The organism is Paracoccus acridae (assembly GCF_014642735.1).
Taxonomy (GTDB): domain Bacteria; phylum Pseudomonadota; class Alphaproteobacteria; order Rhodobacterales; family Rhodobacteraceae; genus Paracoccus; species Paracoccus acridae.
Window position 1 is genome coordinate 14591 of record NZ_BMIV01000022.1, and the last position, 20746, is coordinate 35336.

General features: G+C 63.6%; 19 protein-coding genes. 6 read left to right on the forward strand and 13 right to left on the reverse strand.

The features are described 5' to 3' along the window. Positions 1-53: 53 nt before the first annotated feature. Entirely contained in the window at positions 54-242 is a 189-nt protein-coding gene (locus tag IEX25_RS17535; protein WP_188716820.1) for a hypothetical protein, read from the forward strand. A gap of 283 nt (positions 243-525) precedes the next feature. Here IEX25_RS17535 and IEX25_RS17540 read toward each other — a convergent pair whose 3' ends face one another. The 5 genes from IEX25_RS17540 to IEX25_RS17560 form a co-directional block, all read right to left on the reverse strand. Beyond that, on the reverse strand, positions 526-960 hold the full coding sequence (locus IEX25_RS17540; RefSeq protein WP_188716822.1) for a hypothetical protein: 435 nt from the start codon (positions 958-960) through the stop codon (positions 526-528). Positions 961-1035: 75 nt separating this feature from the next. Beyond that, positions 1036-2541, reverse strand: a complete 1506-nt coding sequence (locus IEX25_RS17545) for a tripartite tricarboxylate transporter permease (RefSeq protein ID WP_188716824.1) — start codon at positions 2539-2541, stop codon at positions 1036-1038. 1 nt (position 2542) lies between these two features. Further along, positions 2543-3103 carry a tripartite tricarboxylate transporter TctB family protein gene (locus IEX25_RS17550; protein WP_229665403.1) on the reverse strand — a complete coding sequence of 187 codons (561 nt, stop codon included), beginning with the start codon at positions 3101-3103 and terminating at the stop codon, positions 2543-2545. Between the two features lie 3 nt (positions 3104-3106). Further along, positions 3107-4078, reverse strand: coding sequence for a Bug family tripartite tricarboxylate transporter substrate binding protein (locus IEX25_RS17555; protein ID WP_188716826.1), 972 nt, complete (start codon positions 4076-4078; stop codon positions 3107-3109). A 59-nt stretch (positions 4079-4137) separates the two neighbouring features. Then, positions 4138-5394: a 4-oxalomesaconate tautomerase gene (locus IEX25_RS17560; RefSeq protein ID WP_229665405.1), complete on the reverse strand. Its 1257-nt coding sequence runs from the start codon at positions 5392-5394 to the stop codon at positions 4138-4140. Between IEX25_RS17560 and IEX25_RS17565 the strand changes: the two genes are divergently transcribed. Then, entirely contained in the window at positions 5356-6225 is an 870-nt protein-coding gene (locus IEX25_RS17565; RefSeq protein ID WP_229665407.1) for a LysR family transcriptional regulator, read from the forward strand. The genes IEX25_RS17560 and IEX25_RS17565 overlap by 39 nt on opposite strands. Before the next feature lie 529 nt (positions 6226-6754). Next, positions 6755-7789: a GSU2403 family nucleotidyltransferase fold protein gene (locus IEX25_RS17570; RefSeq protein WP_188716830.1), complete on the forward strand. Its 1035-nt coding sequence runs from the start codon at positions 6755-6757 to the stop codon at positions 7787-7789. A 257-nt stretch (positions 7790-8046) separates the two neighbouring features. Here IEX25_RS17570 and IEX25_RS17575 read toward each other — a convergent pair whose 3' ends face one another. From IEX25_RS17575 to IEX25_RS17605, 7 genes are all read right to left on the reverse strand, one after another. Next, the gene (locus tag IEX25_RS17575) at positions 8047-9177 is read right to left on the reverse strand and encodes a M20/M25/M40 family metallo-hydrolase (protein WP_188716832.1); all 1131 of its coding nucleotides are present in this window, start codon (positions 9175-9177) and stop codon (positions 8047-8049) included. Beyond that, entirely contained in the window at positions 9174-10349 is a 1176-nt protein-coding gene (locus tag IEX25_RS17580; RefSeq protein WP_188716834.1) for a M20 aminoacylase family protein, read from the reverse strand. Before IEX25_RS17580 ends, IEX25_RS17575 begins: the two co-directional genes overlap by 4 nt. After that, positions 10333-12006 carry an ABC transporter ATP-binding protein gene (locus IEX25_RS17585; RefSeq protein ID WP_188716836.1) on the reverse strand — a complete coding sequence of 558 codons (1674 nt, stop codon included), beginning with the start codon at positions 12004-12006 and terminating at the stop codon, positions 10333-10335. The genes IEX25_RS17580 and IEX25_RS17585 overlap by 17 nt, the downstream gene beginning before the upstream one ends. A 4-nt stretch (positions 12007-12010) precedes the next feature. Further along, complete coding sequence (locus tag IEX25_RS17590; RefSeq protein ID WP_103174933.1) at positions 12011-12886, reverse strand: ABC transporter permease; 876 nt, start codon at positions 12884-12886, stop codon at positions 12011-12013. Next, a complete protein-coding gene (locus IEX25_RS17595) occupies positions 12886-13827 on the reverse strand; it encodes an ABC transporter permease (RefSeq protein ID WP_188716838.1) in 942 nt (313 codons plus the stop codon). The genes IEX25_RS17590 and IEX25_RS17595 overlap by 1 nt, the downstream gene beginning before the upstream one ends. Before the next feature lie 70 nt (positions 13828-13897). Then, positions 13898-15463 (reverse strand): ABC transporter substrate-binding protein, encoded by a 1566-nt coding sequence (locus IEX25_RS17600; protein WP_188716840.1) that lies wholly within the window; start codon positions 15461-15463, stop codon positions 13898-13900. Between the two features lie 42 nt (positions 15464-15505). Continuing rightward, positions 15506-17038, reverse strand: a complete 1533-nt coding sequence (locus IEX25_RS17605; RefSeq protein ID WP_188716842.1) for a M81 family metallopeptidase — start codon at positions 17036-17038, stop codon at positions 15506-15508. A 102-nt stretch (positions 17039-17140) separates the two neighbouring features. Between IEX25_RS17605 and IEX25_RS17610 the strand changes: the two genes are divergently transcribed. Further along, on the forward strand, positions 17141-17911 hold the full coding sequence (locus tag IEX25_RS17610; RefSeq protein WP_268236166.1) for an IclR family transcriptional regulator: 771 nt from the start codon (positions 17141-17143) through the stop codon (positions 17909-17911). Between the two features lie 91 nt (positions 17912-18002). On the opposite strand, the gene IEX25_RS17615 is transcribed toward IEX25_RS17610, so the two are convergent. After that, positions 18003-18752 (reverse strand): SDR family oxidoreductase, encoded by a 750-nt coding sequence (locus IEX25_RS17615; protein WP_188716846.1) that lies wholly within the window; start codon positions 18750-18752, stop codon positions 18003-18005. A gap of 153 nt (positions 18753-18905) precedes the next feature. Between IEX25_RS17615 and IEX25_RS17620 the strand changes: the two genes are divergently transcribed. Continuing rightward, complete coding sequence (locus IEX25_RS17620) at positions 18906-20132, forward strand: serine hydrolase domain-containing protein (protein ID WP_188716847.1); 1227 nt, start codon at positions 18906-18908, stop codon at positions 20130-20132. Positions 20133-20323: 191 nt separating this feature from the next. Continuing rightward, the gene (locus IEX25_RS17625) at positions 20324-20503 is read left to right on the forward strand and encodes a hypothetical protein (RefSeq protein WP_188716849.1); all 180 of its coding nucleotides are present in this window, start codon (positions 20324-20326) and stop codon (positions 20501-20503) included. The last annotated feature ends 243 nt before the right edge of the window (positions 20504-20746 follow it).

Genomic DNA, 20746 nt, shown 5'->3' on the forward strand with positions numbered 1-20746 from the left:
CTGCATCATCTGGTTTCGTTGCCCAGCCCAGGCACCATTCCGGACAGGACGACTTGGACCTGACGACGGATAATCACGGCAAAGTCTTGGTCCGGGCGGGCAAATACTTGTCTAAGAACCCTTATGCCGACGTTGAGGTGCGTGGAAACGGCACCGGCTTGTTCTATGAACGCGACTATCAATCTGAAGCCGGCCGCCTGACGGACACTCTCAGCTTTCGTTGGCAGCAGCATCTGATGTGATAAAGGGGTTGGACTTGGACATTCATATTCTTCGGCTGCGTAGCAGTGGACAAAAAGCTGAAAGCATGTCGCACAAGCAAGCCGCAGGGCAATAGAATGGGCAATTGCACGGCAAAAAGTTATTGCCGGGGTTCGTTCCCCAAAAGATCAGATCCACAACACCCGACAGGCGCCTAGCGCTACTCGGAAGATTGGCAGAGGTCGTTGCAGGAGATGGCAGGGGGTCAAGCCTGTCCTGTCTTGCTCGGGCTTCCTGAAAGCGGACGTTCATCATCTCGACAGATCATCTGACAGACATGTTGGCGAAATTCGTCCGAGGACGCTGCGGCTGGTGCAAGCCCGCATGTTCTGCTGTCGATTGGAAGATTTTCGGCGACTTACAAGTGAGCCCAGGTGTCGGCTGTAATCGAGAAGTAGATCTCGTGTTCGGCGGGACACCGGCCTCGAAGGTGGCGCCGTCAGCCATGGCGGTGCTTTGGCGGAATACAGCCGCACCTTGTCCGCAAGGGTCATGCGCAGGTCGCGCGCCTTGCCGATCAGCCCTGCCTTTCGCTTCTTGCCGACGCCACCGAAAGACCGGATTGATGAACGGCAAACCATGACGGTCGATCATGGCCTGGATCTGGTCCCCGGACCCGTCGGGCCCAAGCACTTCGGTGGCGGGAAAGCCGACATGGGCCAGCAGCGGCGCACCCGTGAGCATTCCGGTCACCTCCATCGAGGTTCCTCCTTTGGATCTTGAATGTTGGGAAGGCCAAAAGAAAAACGCGGCCCGATGGCCGCGTTTCAAGGATCAGTCCTCGACGAAGATCTCGTCGCGTGATCTCCTGATCGAGGGCAGCACGGCGATGGTCAACGCCACGGCACCGACCAGCAGAAGGCCCAGCGACAAGGGCGAGGTCAGGAAGGTGGTCATGCTGCCGTCCGAGATGATCAGCGCCTGACGCAGCTTTTCTTCCAGCAGACGGCCCAGCACGAAGCCAAGCGCCAAGGGTGCTGCCTCGAACTGCAATTTGTAGAGCGCAAAGCCCAGGAGCCCCAGCACCCCCGCCATCATCACCTGTGCCGGATCGTTCGAGATCGAGAAGAGGCCGATGCAGCAGAAGGCCACGATCGCCGGGAAGAGCAGGCGGTAAGGCACCTTCAGCAGCTTCACCCAGACACCGATCAGCGGCAGGTTGATGACGACCAGCATCAGGTTGCCGATCCACATTGACGCGACCAGACCCCAGAACAGATCCGGGCTGTTCTCGATCACTTGCGGTCCCGGAACGATGCCCTGGATCATCATCGCACCCACCATCAGCGCCATGACCGCATTGGGCGGCAGCCCAAGCGTCAGCAGCGGGATGAACGACGTCTGCGCACCGGCGTTGTTGGCGGATTCTGGGCCTGCGACGGCTTGCGGCACACCCTTGCCGAAATCCTGCGGCCGGTCCGAGATGCGTTTTTCGAGTGCGTAGCTGGCAAAGGGGGCGAGAATGGCGCCATTCCCCGGCAGCACTCCTAATACCGAACCCAAACCAGTTCCCCGCGCGATTGCACCCAAATTGTGGCGCAGTTCACCGAAGGTCGGCAGCAGGCGGCCGATCTTGCCCCGCATGACGTCGCGCTTTTCGGGATCGGCAAGGTTCTTGAAGATCTCGCCGAAGCCAAAGATGCCCATGGCCAGCGCGACGAACTCAATGCCGTCGGTCAGCATGTGCAATCCAAAGGTCATCCGCTCGCGGCCCGTCTCCATGTCAGCGCCCACGCAGGAGAGGAGAACGCCTGCGACGATCATCGCCAGGGCCTTGGTCAGCGAGCCATGAGCCAGCACGACTGCCAGCACCAGACCCATGATCATCAGCGAGAAGTATTCGGCCGGGCCGAACAGCAGACCCAGCTTGGTCATCGGCGTAGCAAGGGCTGCGATGACGATGGTGGCAAAAGTGCCCGCGATGAAGGATCCGATGGCAGCAAGGCCAAGGGCCAGGCCTGCCTGACCCTTCTTGGCCATCTCGTGGCCGTCGATGGCGGTCACGACCGCAGTAGCCTCGCCGGGAATGTTCACCAGGATCGCCGTGGTGGACCCGCCATACTGGGCGCCGTAGTAGATGCCGGCCAGCATGATCAGCGCGCCCGTCGGATCCAGCGACAGCGTGACCGGCAGCAGGATCGAGATCGTCGCCACCGGCCCTACCCCCGGAAGGACGCCCACAAGCGTGCCGATCAGACAGCCAAGGAAGCAGAAGAAGACGTTCTGCAGGGTGAAGGCGACCGAAAGGCCCAGACCCAGATGTTCAATCGTTTCGATCATGTCAGTATCCGATCAGCCAGGGCGCGACGGGCAGGGAAAGCCCAAGCGCGAAGCGGAACAAGCCGATGCAGACGGCCGTCAGGATCGCCGCAAAGATCAGCAATTCGCCAAACCGCACATCCTTGGCGGCCGCGCCGGCGAAGATGATCGACAGCGGTGTGGCGACGGACATGCCCAGCACCGGCACGGAAAAGGCGCCGAAGTCATAGCCCCGGATCGTGAAGGCGAACAGGAAGACGCCGATCAGCACGGGAAGCATGTCGCGGACCGGCCAGGTGCCAGTCGACTCTGGCACCTCGTTCCAGGTCACGATGATCTGCGCCACGCCCAGCAGCATGATGATGATCGCCAGCGCGCGGGGCAGCAGGCCCGACCCGACGCCGCCTTCGGTCATGAACGGCAGGTCGGACCCGGCCCACAGCGCGAAAAGGCCGAACGCCACGAGGCTGAAACCGGCCAGCCTTTCGCGGCCAAGCCAGGGATTGGACGGCGGGACAGGAGAGCTTGGCGGATGACCGGGAACATCGACCGTGATCACCTCCTCTGGGACCTCGTGGCTCATGGCTCATTCCACCTTGATGTCGGCGGCCTTGACCACCTCGCCCCAGCGGGTGCGCTCGGCGGCCATGAAGTCGGCAAAGTCTTGTCCGACCAGGTTCGACGGCACGCCGCCGTCCTTCTGGAGGCTTTCGATGAAGGCCGGATCGGCCAATGCTTCGGCCGTGCCTTCGGCCAACTTGGCGCGGACATCCTCGGGCAGGCCCTTCGGACCTAGAAGACCATACCATGCCGAAGCGCTGTAGCCCGTGAGTCCGGATTCATCCGCAGTGGGCACGTCCGGCAGGGCGGCGAAGCGTTCCTTGCCGGTCACCGCAAGCGCGGTCAGTGTGCCGTTCTGGATCAGGCCGATCACCGAGGGAACAGTGGTCACCATGAAATCGACATGGCCGCCGACCAGGTCATTCACGGCAGGTCCCGCTCCTTTGTAGGGAACATGCTTGAGGTCGATGCCTGCTGTCTGACCCATCAGCAGTGTTGCCACATGGCTGGCCGAGGCATTGCCTGCAGAGCCATAGATCAATTGCTGGGCCTTTGCCTTGTCAAGGAACTCGGACATGGATTTGACGGGTAGCCGAGGTCCGACAACAAGCACCAGCTGGGCATCGGCGATCATGGCAACCGGGTCGAGCGCCTCGGCCGGGTCGTGGCGCAGGTTGAAGATATGCGGATTGACGACCATCGGACCCTGGTTGCCGATCAGCAGGGTATAGCCGTCCGGGTCGGCCTTGGCGACGACCTCGGTGCCGATATTGGCGGCCGCGCCGGGGCGGTTCTCGACGATGACACGGCCGCCCAGGGCCTTTTCAAGACGAGTGGCGAAGACGCGGGCAATCGCATCTGTGCCGCCGCCGGCGGCGTAAGACACGACAAGGGTGACCGGCTTGGACGGATAATCCTGTGCCATGGCCGGCAGCGCCGACAAAGCCAGGGTTGCCGCGGTAACGCCAAGCACGAAGCGGCGGGTAAAGGTGAGCATCTGGTATTCCTCCCTTGGGTAAAGCAGTCTGCAGGCGCCTCCGTGACGCCGCGGTATAGTCAGTTCTTGCGCCGGACCAGGGCCGCGCCCTCGAAAAGGCGGCGGCAGGTGCGGGTCACAAAGACGACAGGCTGGCCGCCTGCCTCCTCATTAAGTTCCACGCGAACGTCCATCCGGCCGGTCGGGTGTTCAAATGTCAGGTCCGCCGGAAACCGCAACTCGGGAAGTGCAGCGCCGACGAGGCTGTCGGGCAGCGTGGCGGCGATCGCCACGGAAACAGCCCCGGTTGTGGCCAAGGCTGTATGACAAGCGTGTGGCGTGAAATAGCGCACGGAAAGGCTGCCTCCGTTCAGGGGCGCGCCGATGAGCACCGGCTTTGGCAGAACCGAGGCCCGAACATCGCCAAGACCCATGCGCCGCCCGGCTTCGATACGCAGGTCCTCGAGTTGGGCCATGAAAGCGGCGTTCCCATCAAGCTCCAGCGCGCTTTCCGAACCGGTGAGGCCGAAGGTTTCCGCCCGGGCAATCACAACGGGCGTGGCCCCGTCGATCAGCGACACGGAAATCCCGTTGATGATTTCCTGAGGCGTTCCTGATGGCAGCATCCGTCCTGTTTTCGCGCCGATGGCCTCCAGGAATGCCAGGTAAACGGGGGCGGCCGTTCCCGGAACGCCATCAATGGCCGCGTCGCCTTGATACCGCAGCTCACCTTCGGGTGTGTGGATCCGCGCCTCGATGATCTTGCCGGTGTTGACGTTATGAACCTTGACGCGCGTTTCGCCCCTTTGCGCCGCGACCAGCCCCTGTTCGATGGCAAAAGCCCCGACGGCCGACAGCATGTTGCCACAGTTCGGCCCGGTATCCACGATGCGTTCCAGGACGTTGACCTGGGCAAACAGGTAATCGACATCGGCACCTTCGCGCGACGAGGGCCCGACAATCGCCACCTTGGAACTGAGCGAGTTGCCGCCGCCGATGCCATCGATCTGCAAGGGATGTCCTGATCCCATGATCTCGATCAGCAAGGCATCGCGAAGTTCGGGGTCGCTGGGCAGATCGCTCCGCAGGAAAAAGGGCCCCTTAGAGGTGCCGCCGCGCATCATGACGCAAGGGATGCGGATCTGATCGTCCACGATGATTCTCCTCTGCGGCAAGTTCTGCCGCCTTCGCGAACGGAAATGCGCCAAAGAGACTGTGTTGTGAATTGCAAAGAATTCCATTATTGTTACGCAATGCGGAACAATTTCGAATTCCTGGATCTTCGTGCTTTCCTGGCGGTGCTCGAATTTTCCTCCTTCAACGAAGCAGCCAAGCACTTGAACCTGTCCGCGCCTGCACTCTCACGCCGCATCAAAGCCTTCGAAGAAGCGGTGGGGGCACAGCTTATCGAACGCACAACAAGACGCGTTGCACCCACTCCGATCGGGCGTGAACTGATGCCTCTGGTCAGGCGTCTGGTGGACGAATTCGAAGAGTCGATCTTGTCGATCTCTGACCTGGGAGGCCGGCATCGCGCCCAGGTGACGCTGGCATCTTTGCCGACGGCGGCGTTCTATTTCCTGCCCCGCGTCATCGAGGCCTTCAACACACGCTATCCCGGCATCCGGTTCAGGATCATGGACCTGTCGGCAAACGAGGGGCTGGATGCTGTTGCGAATGGTGAGGTCGAATTCGGCATCAACATCATTGGCGCGCTACGCGACGATCTGAAGTTCACCCCCCTGATGGAGGATCCATTCGTCCTTGCCTGTCGTCGTGATCATCCCCTGGCGGCGACATCCTCATTGCCGTGGTCAGCCCTGCAGGGACATCCGCTGATCGGTGTTTCCAACAAATCCGGGAACAGGGCCGTTTTGGATCGTGCATTGACGATGGCAGATCAGCAGCTCGATCTGAACTGGTTCTACGAAGTGAACCATCTTTCCACATCGCTGGGGCTGGTTGAAACCGGTCTGGGTGTATCTGTCCTTCCCCGACTGGCTACGCCGCAACGAGAACACCCGCTGATTGCCACCGTCAAGCTTGTCGACCCTGTTGTCACACGCTCGATCGGGCTTGTGGAACGACGGGGTGCGCGTCTTTCACCATCGGCTATTCGCTTCCGGGAGATGCTTGTCAATGAATGGCATGGGTCGCATGAACCATAGCAAGTCGTGAACGGCCTCGAGACTGGCTTGGTAGTTACCGAAGAACGTCCGCTTTTCTCTACTCTGGCTTATGACAAAAACCTTGAACAATCGGACGTTTACAGCGAACGTCTGCTTTGTCTGCATGACTGCCCTTCCATGTCACGAGAGCGAGGGCACGAATGACCTTGGCGGCCGCTCATGCGCCCTGTAGCTGATCCACCCTTGGTCGGCTGGCCTTGAAAGCGAGAGCATCGCGGAACCCCAGCCGGCCAGCTTCAGCGGAAGGATCAAGCTTGCTTGGCCGATCCGGCGTGGCAAAGAACGGTTCGATTGCTCCCGAGGGCAGATATCTTGATCGTCTTGCGCAACAGGCCGGTGCGACACGCGATCTCGCGGATCGGCAACTTCTCCCGAAGCCGCAGCTTCCAGATGACGGCCAAAAGTGATATGTGAGTCAATTCGTTGTCCCCGTCGCCAAGGCATTGCGTCTTGCCAAAAGCAATGTTGCTCCATAAATTCCCATACAAAATATTCTTTGTGTGGGAAAATGGACCTGCCCCTGCAGCTTCAGACCGCCTATCAGGACCTCTTGCAGCATCATGCCGCAGAGCCCGCCCTGAGTATAGACGGCTCCATCCTGAGCCGGTCAAAGAACGGCGGCATCTACTGGTTCGTGCGAAAGCGCGACGGGGACAGGATGATCGAGACGGCACTCGGTCCGGACAGTTCGGAACTGCACGTGCTGATCGAGCAAGCCAGACGGGAGCAGGAGCGTCACAAGGCGTGGTCCCGGACTGCTGCGGCCGATGTGGCCGTTCTCCGCGCCGGCCGGTGCCTGGCACCCGACATGCAAACCGGACGCCTTCTTTCGGCTATTGCGCGGACCGGCTTCTTCGAGGCAGGCGGCATGCTGGGCGGAACGCAAGCCTTCAGGCACTATCCCCTGATGCTGGGGGTCGATGCGCCCTCCATTTCCTTTGCACTGACGGGGGATGTCGATCTTCTCGCCTCGCGGGCCGTTCGTCTCGCAGGAGAGGGGCCGGGTCTTGCATCCCGCATCCAGGAGATCGGTATCGAGATGGAAACCGTCTTCGGCCTTTACGACGATCATCCGCCCAAATGGCGCATTGGCGGCACGCTGGAATTGGAGTTCCTGTCCCCCGTAGGAAGTGGGGGCGGCAGTTCGCATCATCACCCGGGGATTGGAGAGCGCGTCCAGGCCATCAGGTTTCTGGAATATTCCCTTGATGACCCGGCGACCGCAGTTTCGCTGTATCGCTCCGGCGTCAAGGTCCGGGTTCCGGCGCCGGAACGCTATGCCCTTCACAAGCTCATCGTGGCTCAACTCCGGGATGGTCCCTATCGTGAAAAACGTGCCAAGGATCTTGGTCAGGCGGAATGGCTCATCGGTGTCCTTGCCGAACGGCGCCCTTATGAACTCTGGGCGGCTTTCGACAACCTGCTCAGGCGCGGTCCCAAATGGCGAAGGCTTTCGAAGCTTTCAGTCGAGGAACGCCCCGCCATCGCCGATCGGCTGCAAGCCCTCGAAGAGGAGTTCGGGCCTGCCGGAGACGGGGCCTGAGGCCGAACCGAGTTGCAGGGCAGGTCTCGTGCGCCGGGGCTGCGGCTGAGGCGGTATTGCTGGGCTCAGCCATTCCCGGGCCGTTGCCCCTGCGCGGTGCTCGGACATGTCGCAGGCCATGGCCGCCATGTTTCGGCAAGACGCGGAACATCAGCCCAACAAGGAAGCGAGCAGGCCGCATGACGGGCGGTTCATAACCTTCTGCACCCTGCAGTTCGGAATTCCAGAACCACCCCGCGCAAGGTAAGTCGGAACCTTCAAGAAATCTGGGTCAGCAGACCTGCCGCCAGTCTGGCACGTTCCGGCAAGCTTGCGATCTCGATATGCTCGTTGAGAGTGTGAAGGCCCTTTCCTCGCACCCCGATCGAGTCCAGCGTGGGTACGCCCATGGCGCCCGTGAAGTTCCCGTCCGAGCCGCCGCCTGCGCTGCCTGCGGCAAGATCGAAGCCGATCTGGGACGACAGCTGCCGTGCCAGATCGTAAAGCGCCATCGTGCCCGGCTGCGGTTCCCACACGGGCCGGGTGACGCCGCGGGTCACGATGAATTCGACCCCGTCTTCTTCCCCTTGAAGCGCCAGCATCGCTGCTACGCCTTTGTCCAGGTCTTCCTGCGTCTTGGCCATGCTGAGGACCTCGGCCCTGCAGGACGAGGAAACGCAATTGACCCATTGTCCGGCGTGAATGACGCCGACCGAGAAGGTGCAGTCGTCGGTCGTCATGGCCTCGATCTGCAGGATGCGTCTTGCCATTGCCGCGATGGCGGAACGGCCGTCCTTCAGCGCCCAGCCGGCATGGCTGGGACGCCCCTGCGTCAGCAGGTCGAAGCGGGCAATGGCATAGCGGCCGATGACCGCGCCGCCGTCGGGGGTCGCGGGTTCGGGGATCAGCACCGCGCGCTGACCACGGGCGGCGTCTTCGATCAACCCGCGCGTGGCAGGGGTGCCGACCTCCTCGTCGGGGGTGAACAGGAAGGTGACGGGCAGGGGCGTAGTCAGGCCCGCCTTGCGGATCTGGCGCATGGCTTCCAGGAAGACATAGTTGCCGCCCTTCATGTCCATGATGCCGGGACCATAGGCCAGGCCGTCTTCGCAGCGGAAGGGCAGGGTGTCCAGCGTGCCGACGGGATGGACCGTGTCCATGTGGCCGGACACGAGGATGCCAGGCTTGCCTTGATCCGGGTGCGGAAAGCTCGCGCGGATCGAGGTGCCGAAGCCCTGGGTGCCGGGGATCGTCTCGACCGTGGCGCCGATGGCCGCAAGATCGCGCGCGGCCAGATCCATCATCCGGCTGACGGCGGCGGCGTCCCAGGTGGGGCTTTCGCATTCGACCCAGGGGCGCAACCCCTTCAGCATCTCGTCGGCGTCGAAGGGCAGGTTCAGCGCGTTCATGCAGCACTCTCCAGCGGCAGGCGGCGTTCGATCAACCGTGCATAGATCGAGGCACCGACCGGCAGGATGCCCGGATCCAGCACGAAGCCGGGATTGTGCAGCGGCACCGTGCCCGCATGGCCCAGATTGCCATAGGCGCCGGGCACCTGTTGCAGCATGTCGGCGAAATCCTCGGACCCGGTAAAGGGCGCGCTGTCCGCATCGACCTGCGCCTCGCCTACCACATCGGCCGCGGCCTGTGCCCAGGCATCGGTCAGATCCTGATCGTTGAGCAGCACATCGAAGATCTCGCGGAAGTCCACGGTGACGGTGACTCCATGGGCCTTGCCCATGCCCTCGCAGATGCCGCGCATCCGGGCCTGCATCAGGTCGCGCACCTCGGGCCGGAAGAAGCGGATGGTTCCCGCCAGCGTGGCCGTTTCCGGCACGACGTTATAGGCGCTGCCCGCGTGGATCTGGGTCACGGACAGGACTGCCTTGTCCAGCGGATCGACGTTGCGGCCGAGGATCGTCTGGAACTGTCCGACCAGACTTGATGCCACCACCAGGGCGTCGTGCGACTGATGCGGCATGGCGGCGTGGCTGCCCTTGCCGCTGACGGTGATGTCAAAGAAGGACGCGCCTGCCATGGCCGCCCCCCGGCAGATCGTGGCCTGGCCCGGCTTGCCGTTGGGCTGGTTGTGCATCCCATAAACCTCGTCCACCGGAAATCGCTGGAACAACCCGTCTGCGATCATGCCGCGCGCGCCGCCCAGGCCTTCTTCGGCCGGCTGGAAGATGAACACGGCGGTGCCGTCGAAATTGCGGCTGGCGGCAAGATACTGCGCGGCCCCCAGCAGCATCGTCGTATGGCCGTCATGGCCGCAGGCGTGCATCCTGCCCGGGTTCCCCGAGGCATAGTCCACCCCGCTGGCTTCCTGGATCGGCAGGGCGTCCATGTCGGCGCGAAGGCCCACCCGGCGATTGCCCTGACCGCGTCCATGCAGCAGCCCGACCACACCGGTCTTGCCGATGCCTTCATGCACCTCGTCCAGACCGTATTCGCGCAGCTTGGCCGCGACGATGCCCGCAGTCCGCACCTCCTCGAAGCCGAGTTCGGGGTTGGCGTGCAGGTCGCGGAAGACGGCTTCCAGATCCGGGGCGGCGGCGTCGATCTCAGGCAGGTTCGGCATGGTTCACCTTCGGCAATTCGCGGAAATTGTGGAAATCCCAGAAACGTCCGGGCGCGGCGTCGATCAGGGCGCGGGTATAGGAATGGGCGGGCGTGGACAGCACCCGGTCTGCGGGACCGTGTTCGACGACGGCGCCGCGTTGCATCACGATCACCTCGTCGCAGATCTGGGCCGCCACGCGCAGGTCGTGGGTGATGAAGACGATGGCGATCCCCAGGTCGCGCTGCAACTGGTCCAGCAGATCCAGCACCTGCGCCTGCACCGACACGTCAAGGGCCGAGACAGCCTCGTCCGCGACCAGCACGTCGGGGCGCATCATGACGGCCCGCGCGATGGCGATCCGCTGGCGCTGACCGCCGGAAAACTGGTGGGGATAGCGCGCCAAGGCATCCTGGGGCAGGCCCACGACGCCCATCAGGCGCGCGGCCTCGGCCAAGGCCTCGCGGCGTGGGGTGCCATAGTTCAGCGGACCTTCGATCAGGCTTTCGGCGATGGTCCAGCGGGGGTTCAGCGACCGCATCGGATCCTGGAACACCACCTGCAGCTTTTGCCGGTGCGGGCGCAGGGCACGGCGCGAAAGATCCGCGATGTCGGTGCCGTCCAGCATGATCCGTCCCGATGTCGGGTCGATCAGCCGCATGATGCAGCGCGCGACCGTGGACTTGCCGGACCCGGATTCGCCCACGATCCCCAAGGTGCGCCCGCGCGGCAGGGTGAAGGTCACGTCCTTTGCGGCATGGGCCTGGGGCAGCTTCTTCAGGATGCCGCCGCCACCATAGATCTTGTTCAGCGATTCCACCCGCAGGACCGTATTGTCTGCCACCGCACGCGCCGCGCGGGGCGACAGGCTGGGGACGGCCGACAGCAGCTTGCGAGTGTATTCCGCCCGCGGCTGGCGCAGCAGCGTCTCGATGGGGCCATGCTCGACGATTTCGCCGTGCTTCATCACATACACCGTGTCCGCGATCTCGGCCACGACGCCCATGTCATGGGTGATGAACAGCACCGCCGTGCCGTGTTTCTGCTGCAATTCGTCGATCAGCGACAGGATCTGCTTCTGCGTGGTCACGTCCAGAGCCGTGGTCGGCTCGTCCGCGATCAGCAGCACGGGTTCAAGCACCAGGGCCATGGCGATCATGATCCGTTGGCGCTGCCCGCCGGAAAGCTGATGGGGATAGGACCGGAAGATGCGGTCCACATCGGGCAGATGCACCTGCTCCATGATCGCGCGGGCGCGGGCGCGGCGTTCGGCCACCGGCAGGTCGGTGTGAAGCTCCATCACCTCCATGATCTGGTCGCCGACCCGCAGGACCGGGTTCAGCGCCGTCATCGGTTCCTGGAAGATCATGGCGACGCGGGCGGCACGCAACTGGCGCATCTGCGCCTGGCTGAGGGGCAGCAGATCCTGCCCCTGCAAGGTGATGCTGCCGGTCGCGACCTTCAGCGCCTGGGGCAGAAGCCCCATGATCGCCAGCGAAGTGACAGACTTGCCCGACCCGGATTCGCCCACAAGGCAGACGGTTTCGCCCTGCCGGATCGTCACGTCGATGCCCTTGAGGACCTGGGGGTTGCCCGGCGTTTCCGGCAGGCTGACGGTCAGGTTGCGGGCCTGCAGCGCGACGGGGGCGCCGTCGAAGTTGCGTGTCTTGAACAGCATCGGCTTATCCCGCCCGTTTCTTCAGCCGCGGATCCAGCATGTCGCGCGCCGCATCGCCCAGAAGGTTGATCGACAGGATGCACAGCGACAGCGCCAGACCGGGATAAAGGATCAGTTCCGGCTTGATGCGGAAGAACATCCGCCCTTCCGCCATGATATTGCCCCAGGTGGGGGTTTCGGTGCTGACGCCCGCGCCCAGGAAGGACAGGATCGCCTCGGTCAGGATGGCGGATGCCAGGATATAGGTGCCCTGCACGATCAGCGGCGCCAGCGTGTTCGGGACCAGGTGGCGGACCAGGATTTTCGGCATGGATGTGCCAAGGGCGATTGCGGCCTCGACATAGGGTTCCTCTCGCGCAGCCAGCACAACGGCCCGGACCAGGCGGACGACGCGCGGGATCTCGGGGATGGTGATCGCGGCGATAACCGAGCCGACCGAGGGACCGTTCAGCGCGACAAGTGCAATCGCCAGCAGGATCGACGGGATCGCCATCAGCGCGTCCATCATCCGCATGATGATCGCATCGGCCGTGCGGAAGAAGCCCGCGACCATGCCGATCACCAGTCCGATCAGGACTGATACCACGGCGGTCGCGATGCCGATGATCAGCGACAACTGCCCCCCGATCAGGACGCGGCTGAAGATGTCGCGGCCGAAATTGTCCGTGCCCAGGGGGTGCCCCTCGATGGGGCCTTTCAGGCGGGCCAGCGGGTTCATCGCCAGCGGATCATGCGGCGCGATCCATTGGGCCAGCAGCGTCAGCACCACGATGACAGCCAGCACCAGGGCGGCGATCTTGCTGCCCCACCCGAACTGGGGCAGCCGCAGCGCGCGAAGGACCGGCTGCATGGCCGAGGTGGGCGGCGGAACGGGGGACATCAGTAACGGATCCTCGGGTCAAAGAAGCTGTAGCTGAGGTCGATCAGCAGGTTCACCAGAACGTAAAGAAAACTGGTCAGCAGGATCATCGCCTGGATCACCGGGTAATCGCGGGCCAGGATCGCATCGACCGTCAGCCGCCCGATGCCGGGGATGTTGAACACCGTCTCGGTCACCACGACGCCGCCGATCAGCAGCGCAAATCCCGTCCCGATCACCGTCAGGATCGGCACGGCCGCGTTCTTCAGCGCGTGGCGGAACAGGACGGTGCGTTCCGGCGCCCCCTTGGCGCGGGCGGTGCGGATGTAATCCTCGCCCAGCACCTCAAGCATGTTGGCCCGCGTCATGCGCGCGATCAGCGCGATATAGATGGTGCTGAGCGTCAGCGCGGGCAGGAAGGCGTTGGACAGGAACGCGCCCAGGCCCCGGCTGATCGGCGTATAGCCTTGGACCGGGAACCATCCCAGCTTCAGCGAAAAGATCAGGATGAAGATATAGCCGATCACGAAGACCGGGACCGAAAAGCCCAAGACGGAAAAGGTCATCACCGCATAATCCGCCCCGCTGCGATGCTTCCATGCGGCCAGCACGCCCATCGGCACGGCCATGGCGACCGACATCAGGATCGTCAGGATCGCGATGGCGAAGGTCGGCCCGATCCGGTCGGCGATCATCGAGGCCACCGGCGTGTTCGAGATCAGCGAGACGCCCAGATCGCCGCGCAGCAACTGGCCCAGCCAGGTCACGAACTGGATGTGCAGCGGCTGGTTCAGGCCCATCGCCTCTCGGATCCGTTCCAGTTGCGCGGGGGTTGCCATGTCGCCCGCGATGATCGCGGCCGGATCGCCCGGCGTCAGGCGCAGCAGCAGGAAGACGAAGACGGCAACCAGCAGCATCACCGGGATGACGGCCAGGATGCGCCGCAGGATATAGCCCAGCATCAGTTTTCCTCGGATCGGAGGGAGGGCAGGTCAGGGGCGGCGCAAGGCACCGCCCCGGCTTGGCGGCCTGTCACTCGGCCTTCTGGAGGTTCCAGAACACCGGCACCGGCGAGTTGATCATGTCGGTGATCCCCGCGCGACGCGCCTGGGGCAGGGTGTATTGGCCCAGCGGGATCAGCAACCCGTTGTCGATGGCATGGGCCTGGATTTCCTCGGCCACGGCCTTCTGGGCATTGGCATCGGCGGCGTCGATGAAGTTTTCCTTCAACTCCTCGACACGTTCGTCGGTGGGCCAGCCGAACCAGGCGTCGTCGCCGCGCCCGTTCAGCATCGGGTTCGAGATCGGGTTCGAAATCTCGGGCACCATCCAGTTGGTGATGAAGATGTTCCACCCGCCTTCGGCGGGGGCCGCCTGGCTGGCGCGGCGGGTCACCAGGGTCTGCCAGTCCATCGGCTGCAGATCGACCTGGAAGCCCGCCTCGCGCAGGGCCTGGGACACCACGACCGGCTGCGTGGCAAGCGCCACCATGTCGGTGGGGGCCATCAGCACGACGGGCGTGCCGTCATAGCCGGCCTCTTGCAGCAGCGCCTTGGCTTCATCAACCCCGCCGCCCTGCGTCAGCGTCTCGGTGCCGACTTCGCTGCCCAGGGGGGTGCCGCAGCCCATGATGGCGCCGCACACCTGATAGTATTCGGGATTGCCCACCATCGCCGCCAGCACGGGTTCCTGCTGGATCGCCTTCAGCGCGGCCTGGCGGATCTGCTGGTTGTCGAAGGGCGGGTGCAGGAAGTTCATCCGCACCATGGTCTGCATCCCCGTCGGTTCGCGCTTTTCGACCACGATGTTCGGATCACCCTCCAGAAGGGCCAGCAGATCGACCTGCATCTGTTCGATATAGTCGATCTCGCCGCCGGAGAGCGCGTTCACGGCGGTCTGGATGTCGGGCATGTTCACCCATTCGACGCGATCGACGTTCACGACCTTGCCGCCGGCCATCCAGTCGGCAGGTTCGTCGCGCGGAACATATTCGTCGAATTTTTCATAGACCACGGTCAGGCCCGGCTGGAACTCGGCCTCGACAAAGCGGAAGGGGCCGGAACCGGTGTAATCCGTGATCGCCTCGTCGGCCGAGGTCTCGGCCACGCGGGCGGGCATGATAAAGGGCGGCAGCGCGGATTGCTTGGACAGGATGTCCAGCATCGGCACGAAGGGTTCGGTCAGGGTCCAGGTGATCGTCTTGTCATCCGTCGCCTCAAGGCTGGCGGTGCGGTCCATGATGACCTGCCCGCCCGCGTCCTTCTGGCCCCAGCGTTTCAGCGACGCAACCGCGTCGGCGGCGGTCACCGGCGCGCCGTCGTGGAAGGTCAGGCCGTCGCGCAGGGTGAAGGTATAGGTCAACTGGTCGTCCGACACGGTCCAGTCGGCCATCTGCGGCTGCGGCTGGTATTGGCTGTCCTGCGCGATCAGCACGTCATAGATCATGTAGGCGTGGTTGCGCGTGATATGGGCCGTGGTGATCACCGGGTCCAGGACGCGCAGTCCCGAATGCATCACGGCCTTGACCGTCGTTTCGGCCCAGGCCGTCCCGGCCAGCATGGTCGAGGCAAGAAGCGTCGCTGTCAGTCGGTTGAACATGAGATCCTCTCTGTTGATCGATGTCGCGGGCCGATCTTGGCGTCAGCCTTGCGCGGGTGGGGTGAAGGGCGGGCCGCCCGGTTCCAGCCGGATACCGGGATGCAGGTGGCGGAAGGGCAGGCGGGCCGGGCTGAGGGGCATGGGTCCGGGCGCCGTGCAGGTCAGGATGTCTTCGGCGATAGGGGCGAAATCGGCCCGGAAATGGTTCGAGCTTTTGACCACCAGGATGGCCTGCGCCTCGGGCTCGATCCCCAGGAAGCGGAACATCTCTCGGTCGGCCATCTGGGCCTTTTCGGACGCCACCGCCACCCGCACCCCGCCGATGCGCAGGCAGGCCGAAGGGCCAAGCTGCAGATGGGCGCCGCCGTAATAGGGGCCGGTGGCATGGCACCGGCCGTCCGACAGGCGTTCCACCGTGAAGGTGCCGGCATAGGGGGCGTCACCTTCGACCCCCGACTTGCCGCCCAGGGACAGTTCGATCTGCGCCCCAACGCCTGCCGCATGGGCTGCGGCCGCAGCCTGGGGATCGGTGATCAGCCCGATGGCCGCGTGCCGGGCATCCGCCTGGATCAGCGCCCGCAACATCCCCGTCGTGTCGGAATCGCCCCCCGCGCCGGGGTTGTCCTGGGTGTCGGCGATGACAATGGGGCGCGTGGCCGTGGCGGCAAGGCGCTGCGCCTCGGCGACGCCGTCGTCAGGCAGGAAGGACCGGCCCTGGAAGGCTGGCTCTGCCTCGCGCACAGCCTGCGCGATCCGGTCGGCGGCCGCGTCCGCCTGATCCTGGCTCTCCGCATAGGCCACGACCGAAGGGCGGCAATCCGCGAAATCCGCCGCGGGAAAGCCCATGAAGAACGACGCGCAGACACCTTGGGCATCAAGTTCCGCCACCAGGTCGTAAAGCCCGGCCGCAGGCTGGCCCATGGTGGACTGCCAGGCAATCGGGATCAGGAAATCAAGCTGCCGGAACGCCTTGAAGCTGGCCCGGCCCGCCATCAGCCGCCCCAGTTCGGCCGCCGCCCGTTGGCCGGTCAGGGCCATGTCCACATGCGGATAGGTGCGGAACCCCATCAGCAGATCGGCTTCATCGACCATCTGCGCGCTGATGTTTCCATGCAGGTCAAGCGCCGCGACGATGGGCACATCGGGGCCTACGACCTCTCGCACGCGGGCGATCAGCGGCCCTTCGCCATCGGGCGCGCCCTCTGCCACCATGGCGCCGTGCAGGTCCAGGAACACCCCGTCCACGGGCAGCACCTGCCGCAGACCCTCGACGATTTCATTGCTGATGGCGTGATAGCAGGCGGCGGTCACCGGGGCCGATGGCACGGCGCCTGCCCAGGTCAACGGCACCAGATCCCAGCCGTGTCTTTCGGCATGGTCGATCGCACCAGCGACCGGCAGGTTGACCTGCCGTGCCCGTTCCAGAATCTGCGTGCCGCGGCTTAACGGCAGATAGCCGCCCCCTTGTTCGAACGCGGCCATGTCGGCGGGGCTGGGGGCAAAGGAATTGCTTTCATGGACAAACCCCGCAAGGGCAACGCGCGGCGCGTGATCTTGATTGAGAGATGCCACCATTCCGTATTGCGATCCGATACGACTGCATTGCATGGTGAGTGTAGTTAGTGAATTTTCCTTGTGTCAACATTGGAGATGCAGAGGATGCAGGAAAACCCGGCCATGTCCCTGTCGAACCCTGGGGATTCCTTGTTCGTTCAGTCCCTTGCGCGTGGAATGAGCGTTCTTGAGGCATTCCGTGAAGCCGACGGGCCGCTGTCGCTGGCGCAGATTGCCACAAGGGCAGGGCTGACACGCAGCGCGGCGCAGCGCCTGGTTCATACCTTTCGTAAGCTGGGCTATCTGACCTTGTCAGAGGACGGGCGCGGCTTTCGCCTGGACTTGCCGATCCTGGATCTGACGCATGACTATCTGCGGCTGAACCCTTTGGTTCGACGCGCCAGCCCCGTGCTTCTGGAACTGCGCCGCAATGTCCGTGAACGGGTGGACCTGTCCCTGTTTGACGGCAGGCGGATGGTCTATGCCGCCCGGATGCAAAGCAAGCGCGAGACGTTCTTTGCCACCCTGGTGGGCAACAGTGTACCCACGGCCTGCACGTCCGGGGGCTGGGCCGTCATGGCGATGCTGCCGGATGATGAGGTGGACGCGATCCTGGAAGGGCAGCAGATCCCGCAGATCACGCCGCGGACACTTACCGACCCGTCTGCGATCCGGGAACAGATAACCTTGGCGCGCGCGAATGGTCACGCGTTGGCAATCGAACAGATCCTGATGGGAGAGGTGGCTGTCGGTGTGGCCATTCCCGACGCCGACGGACGCCCGATTGCGGCGATCCACATTGCGGCCTCGCTTTCGGAATGGGCCCCCGAGGATTTCCGGCGACGCGTGGCGCCCCTGGCTGCCGAGGCCGTGCGCAGCATCCTGTCCAACTGACGACTTCGGCAGCAGCGGTCCTTGTCATGTCATCCGGGACCGCGTTACCGATTTCCCGTTCGCCATCCCGGATCTCGCCACAAGAACTCCGTCACGCGGCAAGGCCAACGCGCCTGCGGATCGTTTCATCCCTCAGCGAGACTTCAGCCCCCAGGAACTCGTCCCCGTCCGGGCCGCACAGCCAGACAAGCGCCCGCGCCGGCCATTCGGGCGGAATATGCACCGACCAGTCAAGTTGGCTGACCGGATTGACCCCGCTTCTTCGGATGCTGTCCTGCATGTCCGTCGCCACGGTTCCAGGCGAAAGGCTGATGGCGCGGATGCCGTCGCCGCGCGCCTCGTGATCCAAGGCACGGGTCAGCATCCAGGCCCCGGCCTTGCTGGCGCAATACGCGCTCCAGCCTTGCTGGGGGTTATGGGCAGCGCCCGACCCGACGGCCAGGATCGTCCCGCCGCCTTGGGCGCGCATCACCGGAAGGGCGGCACGCATCCCATGAAAGACCCCCTTCAGGTTGACGTCGATGGCCTGTCCCCAGTCATCCACGTCGGCTTCGGCAAGTCCAGCGATGGGGCCGATCACACCAGCATTGTTCACAAGGACATCAAGCCGGCCGAAGCGATGACAAACCTTGGCCACCGCATCCTCCATGTCCCCAGCCCGCGCGATATCGCCGGAAAAGGCGAACCCGCCGATCTCTGCTGCAAGATCATCCACCGCGCTTCTGTTCCGGGCCATGACTCCGACCAGGGCGCCCGCCTTGGCGAAAGCACGCGCCGAAGCGGCGCCGATGCCGCGGCTTGCCCCGGTGACGAGAACCACCCTGCCATCAAGGTTGACCATCCTATCCTCCTTAGATTTCATGCCGGGATTCGATGCTCTGTCGCCCTGAGCCCTCAACAAAATCACTCAGACGATTTGTGCAGCAAAGTTCCCGGTCTATTGCATAACCTGCAGACTTGGACAACGATCCTGAAAACATGAGGGGAGGCGGGAATGCGCGGATTGGGAGCGACACGGGTACTGCTTGCGGCGACGGCACTGAGCCTGGCATGGACAGCGACGGCGATTGCCAAAGACTATCCTCATGCCAGCGAACCCATCGGCACCGTCGAGCAGATCTATGACGGGCATCTGACGCCGGATCTGGCGGTCAGCACCTTCCGCAACATCGACCGTCTGTTCCCGGTTCGCATCATCGAAGCGGGGGACACGCCGCGCGTCCTTCCCCAAGCGCCACAGGACCTTGTGGCCATGGTATCCTTCGACATCGATGGCACGACTTATGACCTTTATGATTTCCTGGCGCTCGACAACGTGACCGGGCTGATCGTGCTGAAGGATGGCGAGGTCGTTTATGAAACCTATCAGCGCGGCAATACGCCCGAGACTCGCTGGATGTCGATGTCGGTCGCGAAGTCCATCACCTCGACGCTGGTGGGTGCGGCGATCAAGGATGGGCATATCGACAGCCTGGATGACATGGTGGTCGATTATGTCCCCAGCTTGAAGGGCAGCGCTTATGACGGGGTCAGCATCCTCGACATCCTGCGCATGGCTTCAGGAGTGCAGTGGAACGAGACCTACACCGATCCGCAGTCCGACCGCCGCGACCTGCTGCGGGCACAGATCGCACAAGAGCCAGGGGCCGCCATGAAGGTCATGGCCGCGCTGCCTCGTGCCAGCGAGCCCGGTACGGCCCATACCTATTCGACTGGCGAGACGCAGGTCCTGGGGGAAATCGTCCGGGGTGCAGTCGGCAAGCCTCTGGCCGAGTATCTGTCCGAAAAGATCTGGCAGCCTTACGGGATGGAGGCCGATGCGAACTGGTGGCTGGATTCTCCTGACGGGGTCGAGATCGGGGGCAGCGGCCTGTCGGCCACGTTGCGCGATTTCGCACGCTTTGGTCAGTTCTTCCTGGAAGGCGGGGTGATCGACGGCAAGCCTGTTCTGCCTGATGGTTGGACCGAGGAGGCGGGCAAGCCGCAGACGCTGAAGGATGGCAGCGTGATCGAATACGGCCTGATGTGGTGGCCCGGCTGGACCGAAGCCTCGATCCCCGACAAGGCCTTTGCGGCGATCGGCATCCAGGGCCAGAACATCTATATCAACCCGACCAGGAACATCGTCATAGCCACGCACATGTCACAGCCAAAGCCCGTCGGGAAAGAGCCGATCGACCCGCTGGTGTTCTTTGACGCTGTTGCCGAGGCGTTGGAGTAAGGGCAGATGGACCCTTGCACCAACTGGCTGGATCTCTGACGCGCTCGGAACTCCCTGCGACGTGAAAATCTGAAGCATGGCCATCGAGGGAGGGTGCCTTTGATGGCGGTTGAGATCACGCGAAGGGATATGTCGGCCAGCGAACCTCGGGCGAAGGCGGATCGCACAAAGGACGCGAAGGGGCGCGGCGGATGCTGGCGATTGCTCTGGTTCTGAAAGGCGCAAAGGTCTGCCTTCTGGAGGCCTTGGCGGAGAGTCCGGAACTGCCTGCCCTGCGTCTGCACCCCAGCCTTACTAAGCTTTATCGAGAGAAGATCTCCGGCTTGGCTGCAGCGCTGTCGGGCCCGGCGGCCAGGCTCCAGGCCATCTAAGCGCTGTGCGGTTTGATCTCCGGGATCGGGCTGATGCCCGCCGCTTTGGGTGGTGGGGAGATGCTGCGTGGAGGTTGTGGATTTGCTGGCGGCGATCGAGCTCCGGGGCGAGGCGTCGCGGATCTTTCAGCCCAATGGCGGACATGCGAAAGCCCTCGCGTTTGGCGAGGGCTTGATGGGGAATGTTGGTTGCGGGGGCAGGATTTGAACCTGCGGCCTTCAGGTTATGAGCCTGACGAGCTA

Coding starts and splice junctions, on each gene's coding strand:
- IEX25_RS17545 (WP_188716824.1), bottom strand. CDS start 2,541: ATGATCGAAACGATTGAACATCTGGGTCTGGGCCTTTCGGTCGCCTTC.
- IEX25_RS17595 (WP_188716838.1), bottom strand. CDS start 13,827: ATGCTGGGCTATATCCTGCGGCGCATCCTGGCCGTCATCCCGGTGATG.
- IEX25_RS17610 (WP_268236166.1), top strand. CDS start 17,141: ATGTCCCTGTCGAACCCTGGGGATTCCTTGTTCGTTCAGTCCCTTGCG.
- IEX25_RS17570 (WP_188716830.1), top strand. CDS start 6,755: ATGGACCTGCCCCTGCAGCTTCAGACCGCCTATCAGGACCTCTTGCAG.
- IEX25_RS17625 (WP_188716849.1), top strand. CDS start 20,324: ATGCTGGCGATTGCTCTGGTTCTGAAAGGCGCAAAGGTCTGCCTTCTG.
- IEX25_RS17540 (WP_188716822.1), bottom strand. CDS start 960: ATGGAGGTGACCGGAATGCTCACGGGTGCGCCGCTGCTGGCCCATGTC.
- IEX25_RS17555 (WP_188716826.1), bottom strand. CDS start 4,078: ATGCTCACCTTTACCCGCCGCTTCGTGCTTGGCGTTACCGCGGCAACC.
- IEX25_RS17580 (WP_188716834.1), bottom strand. CDS start 10,349: ATGCCGAACCTGCCTGAGATCGACGCCGCCGCCCCGGATCTGGAAGCC.
- IEX25_RS17585 (WP_188716836.1), bottom strand. CDS start 12,006: ATGCTGTTCAAGACACGCAACTTCGACGGCGCCCCCGTCGCGCTGCAG.
- IEX25_RS17575 (WP_188716832.1), bottom strand. CDS start 9,177: ATGAACGCGCTGAACCTGCCCTTCGACGCCGACGAGATGCTGAAGGGG.
- IEX25_RS17590 (WP_103174933.1), bottom strand. CDS start 12,886: ATGTCCCCCGTTCCGCCGCCCACCTCGGCCATGCAGCCGGTCCTTCGC.
- IEX25_RS17615 (WP_188716846.1), bottom strand. CDS start 18,752: ATGGTCAACCTTGATGGCAGGGTGGTTCTCGTCACCGGGGCAAGCCGC.
- IEX25_RS17550 (WP_229665403.1), bottom strand. CDS start 3,103: ATGAGCCACGAGGTCCCAGAGGAGGTGATCACGGTCGATGTTCCCGGT.
- IEX25_RS17620 (WP_188716847.1), top strand. CDS start 18,906: ATGCGCGGATTGGGAGCGACACGGGTACTGCTTGCGGCGACGGCACTG.
- IEX25_RS17600 (WP_188716840.1), bottom strand. CDS start 15,463: ATGTTCAACCGACTGACAGCGACGCTTCTTGCCTCGACCATGCTGGCC.
- IEX25_RS17605 (WP_188716842.1), bottom strand. CDS start 17,038: ATGGTGGCATCTCTCAATCAAGATCACGCGCCGCGCGTTGCCCTTGCG.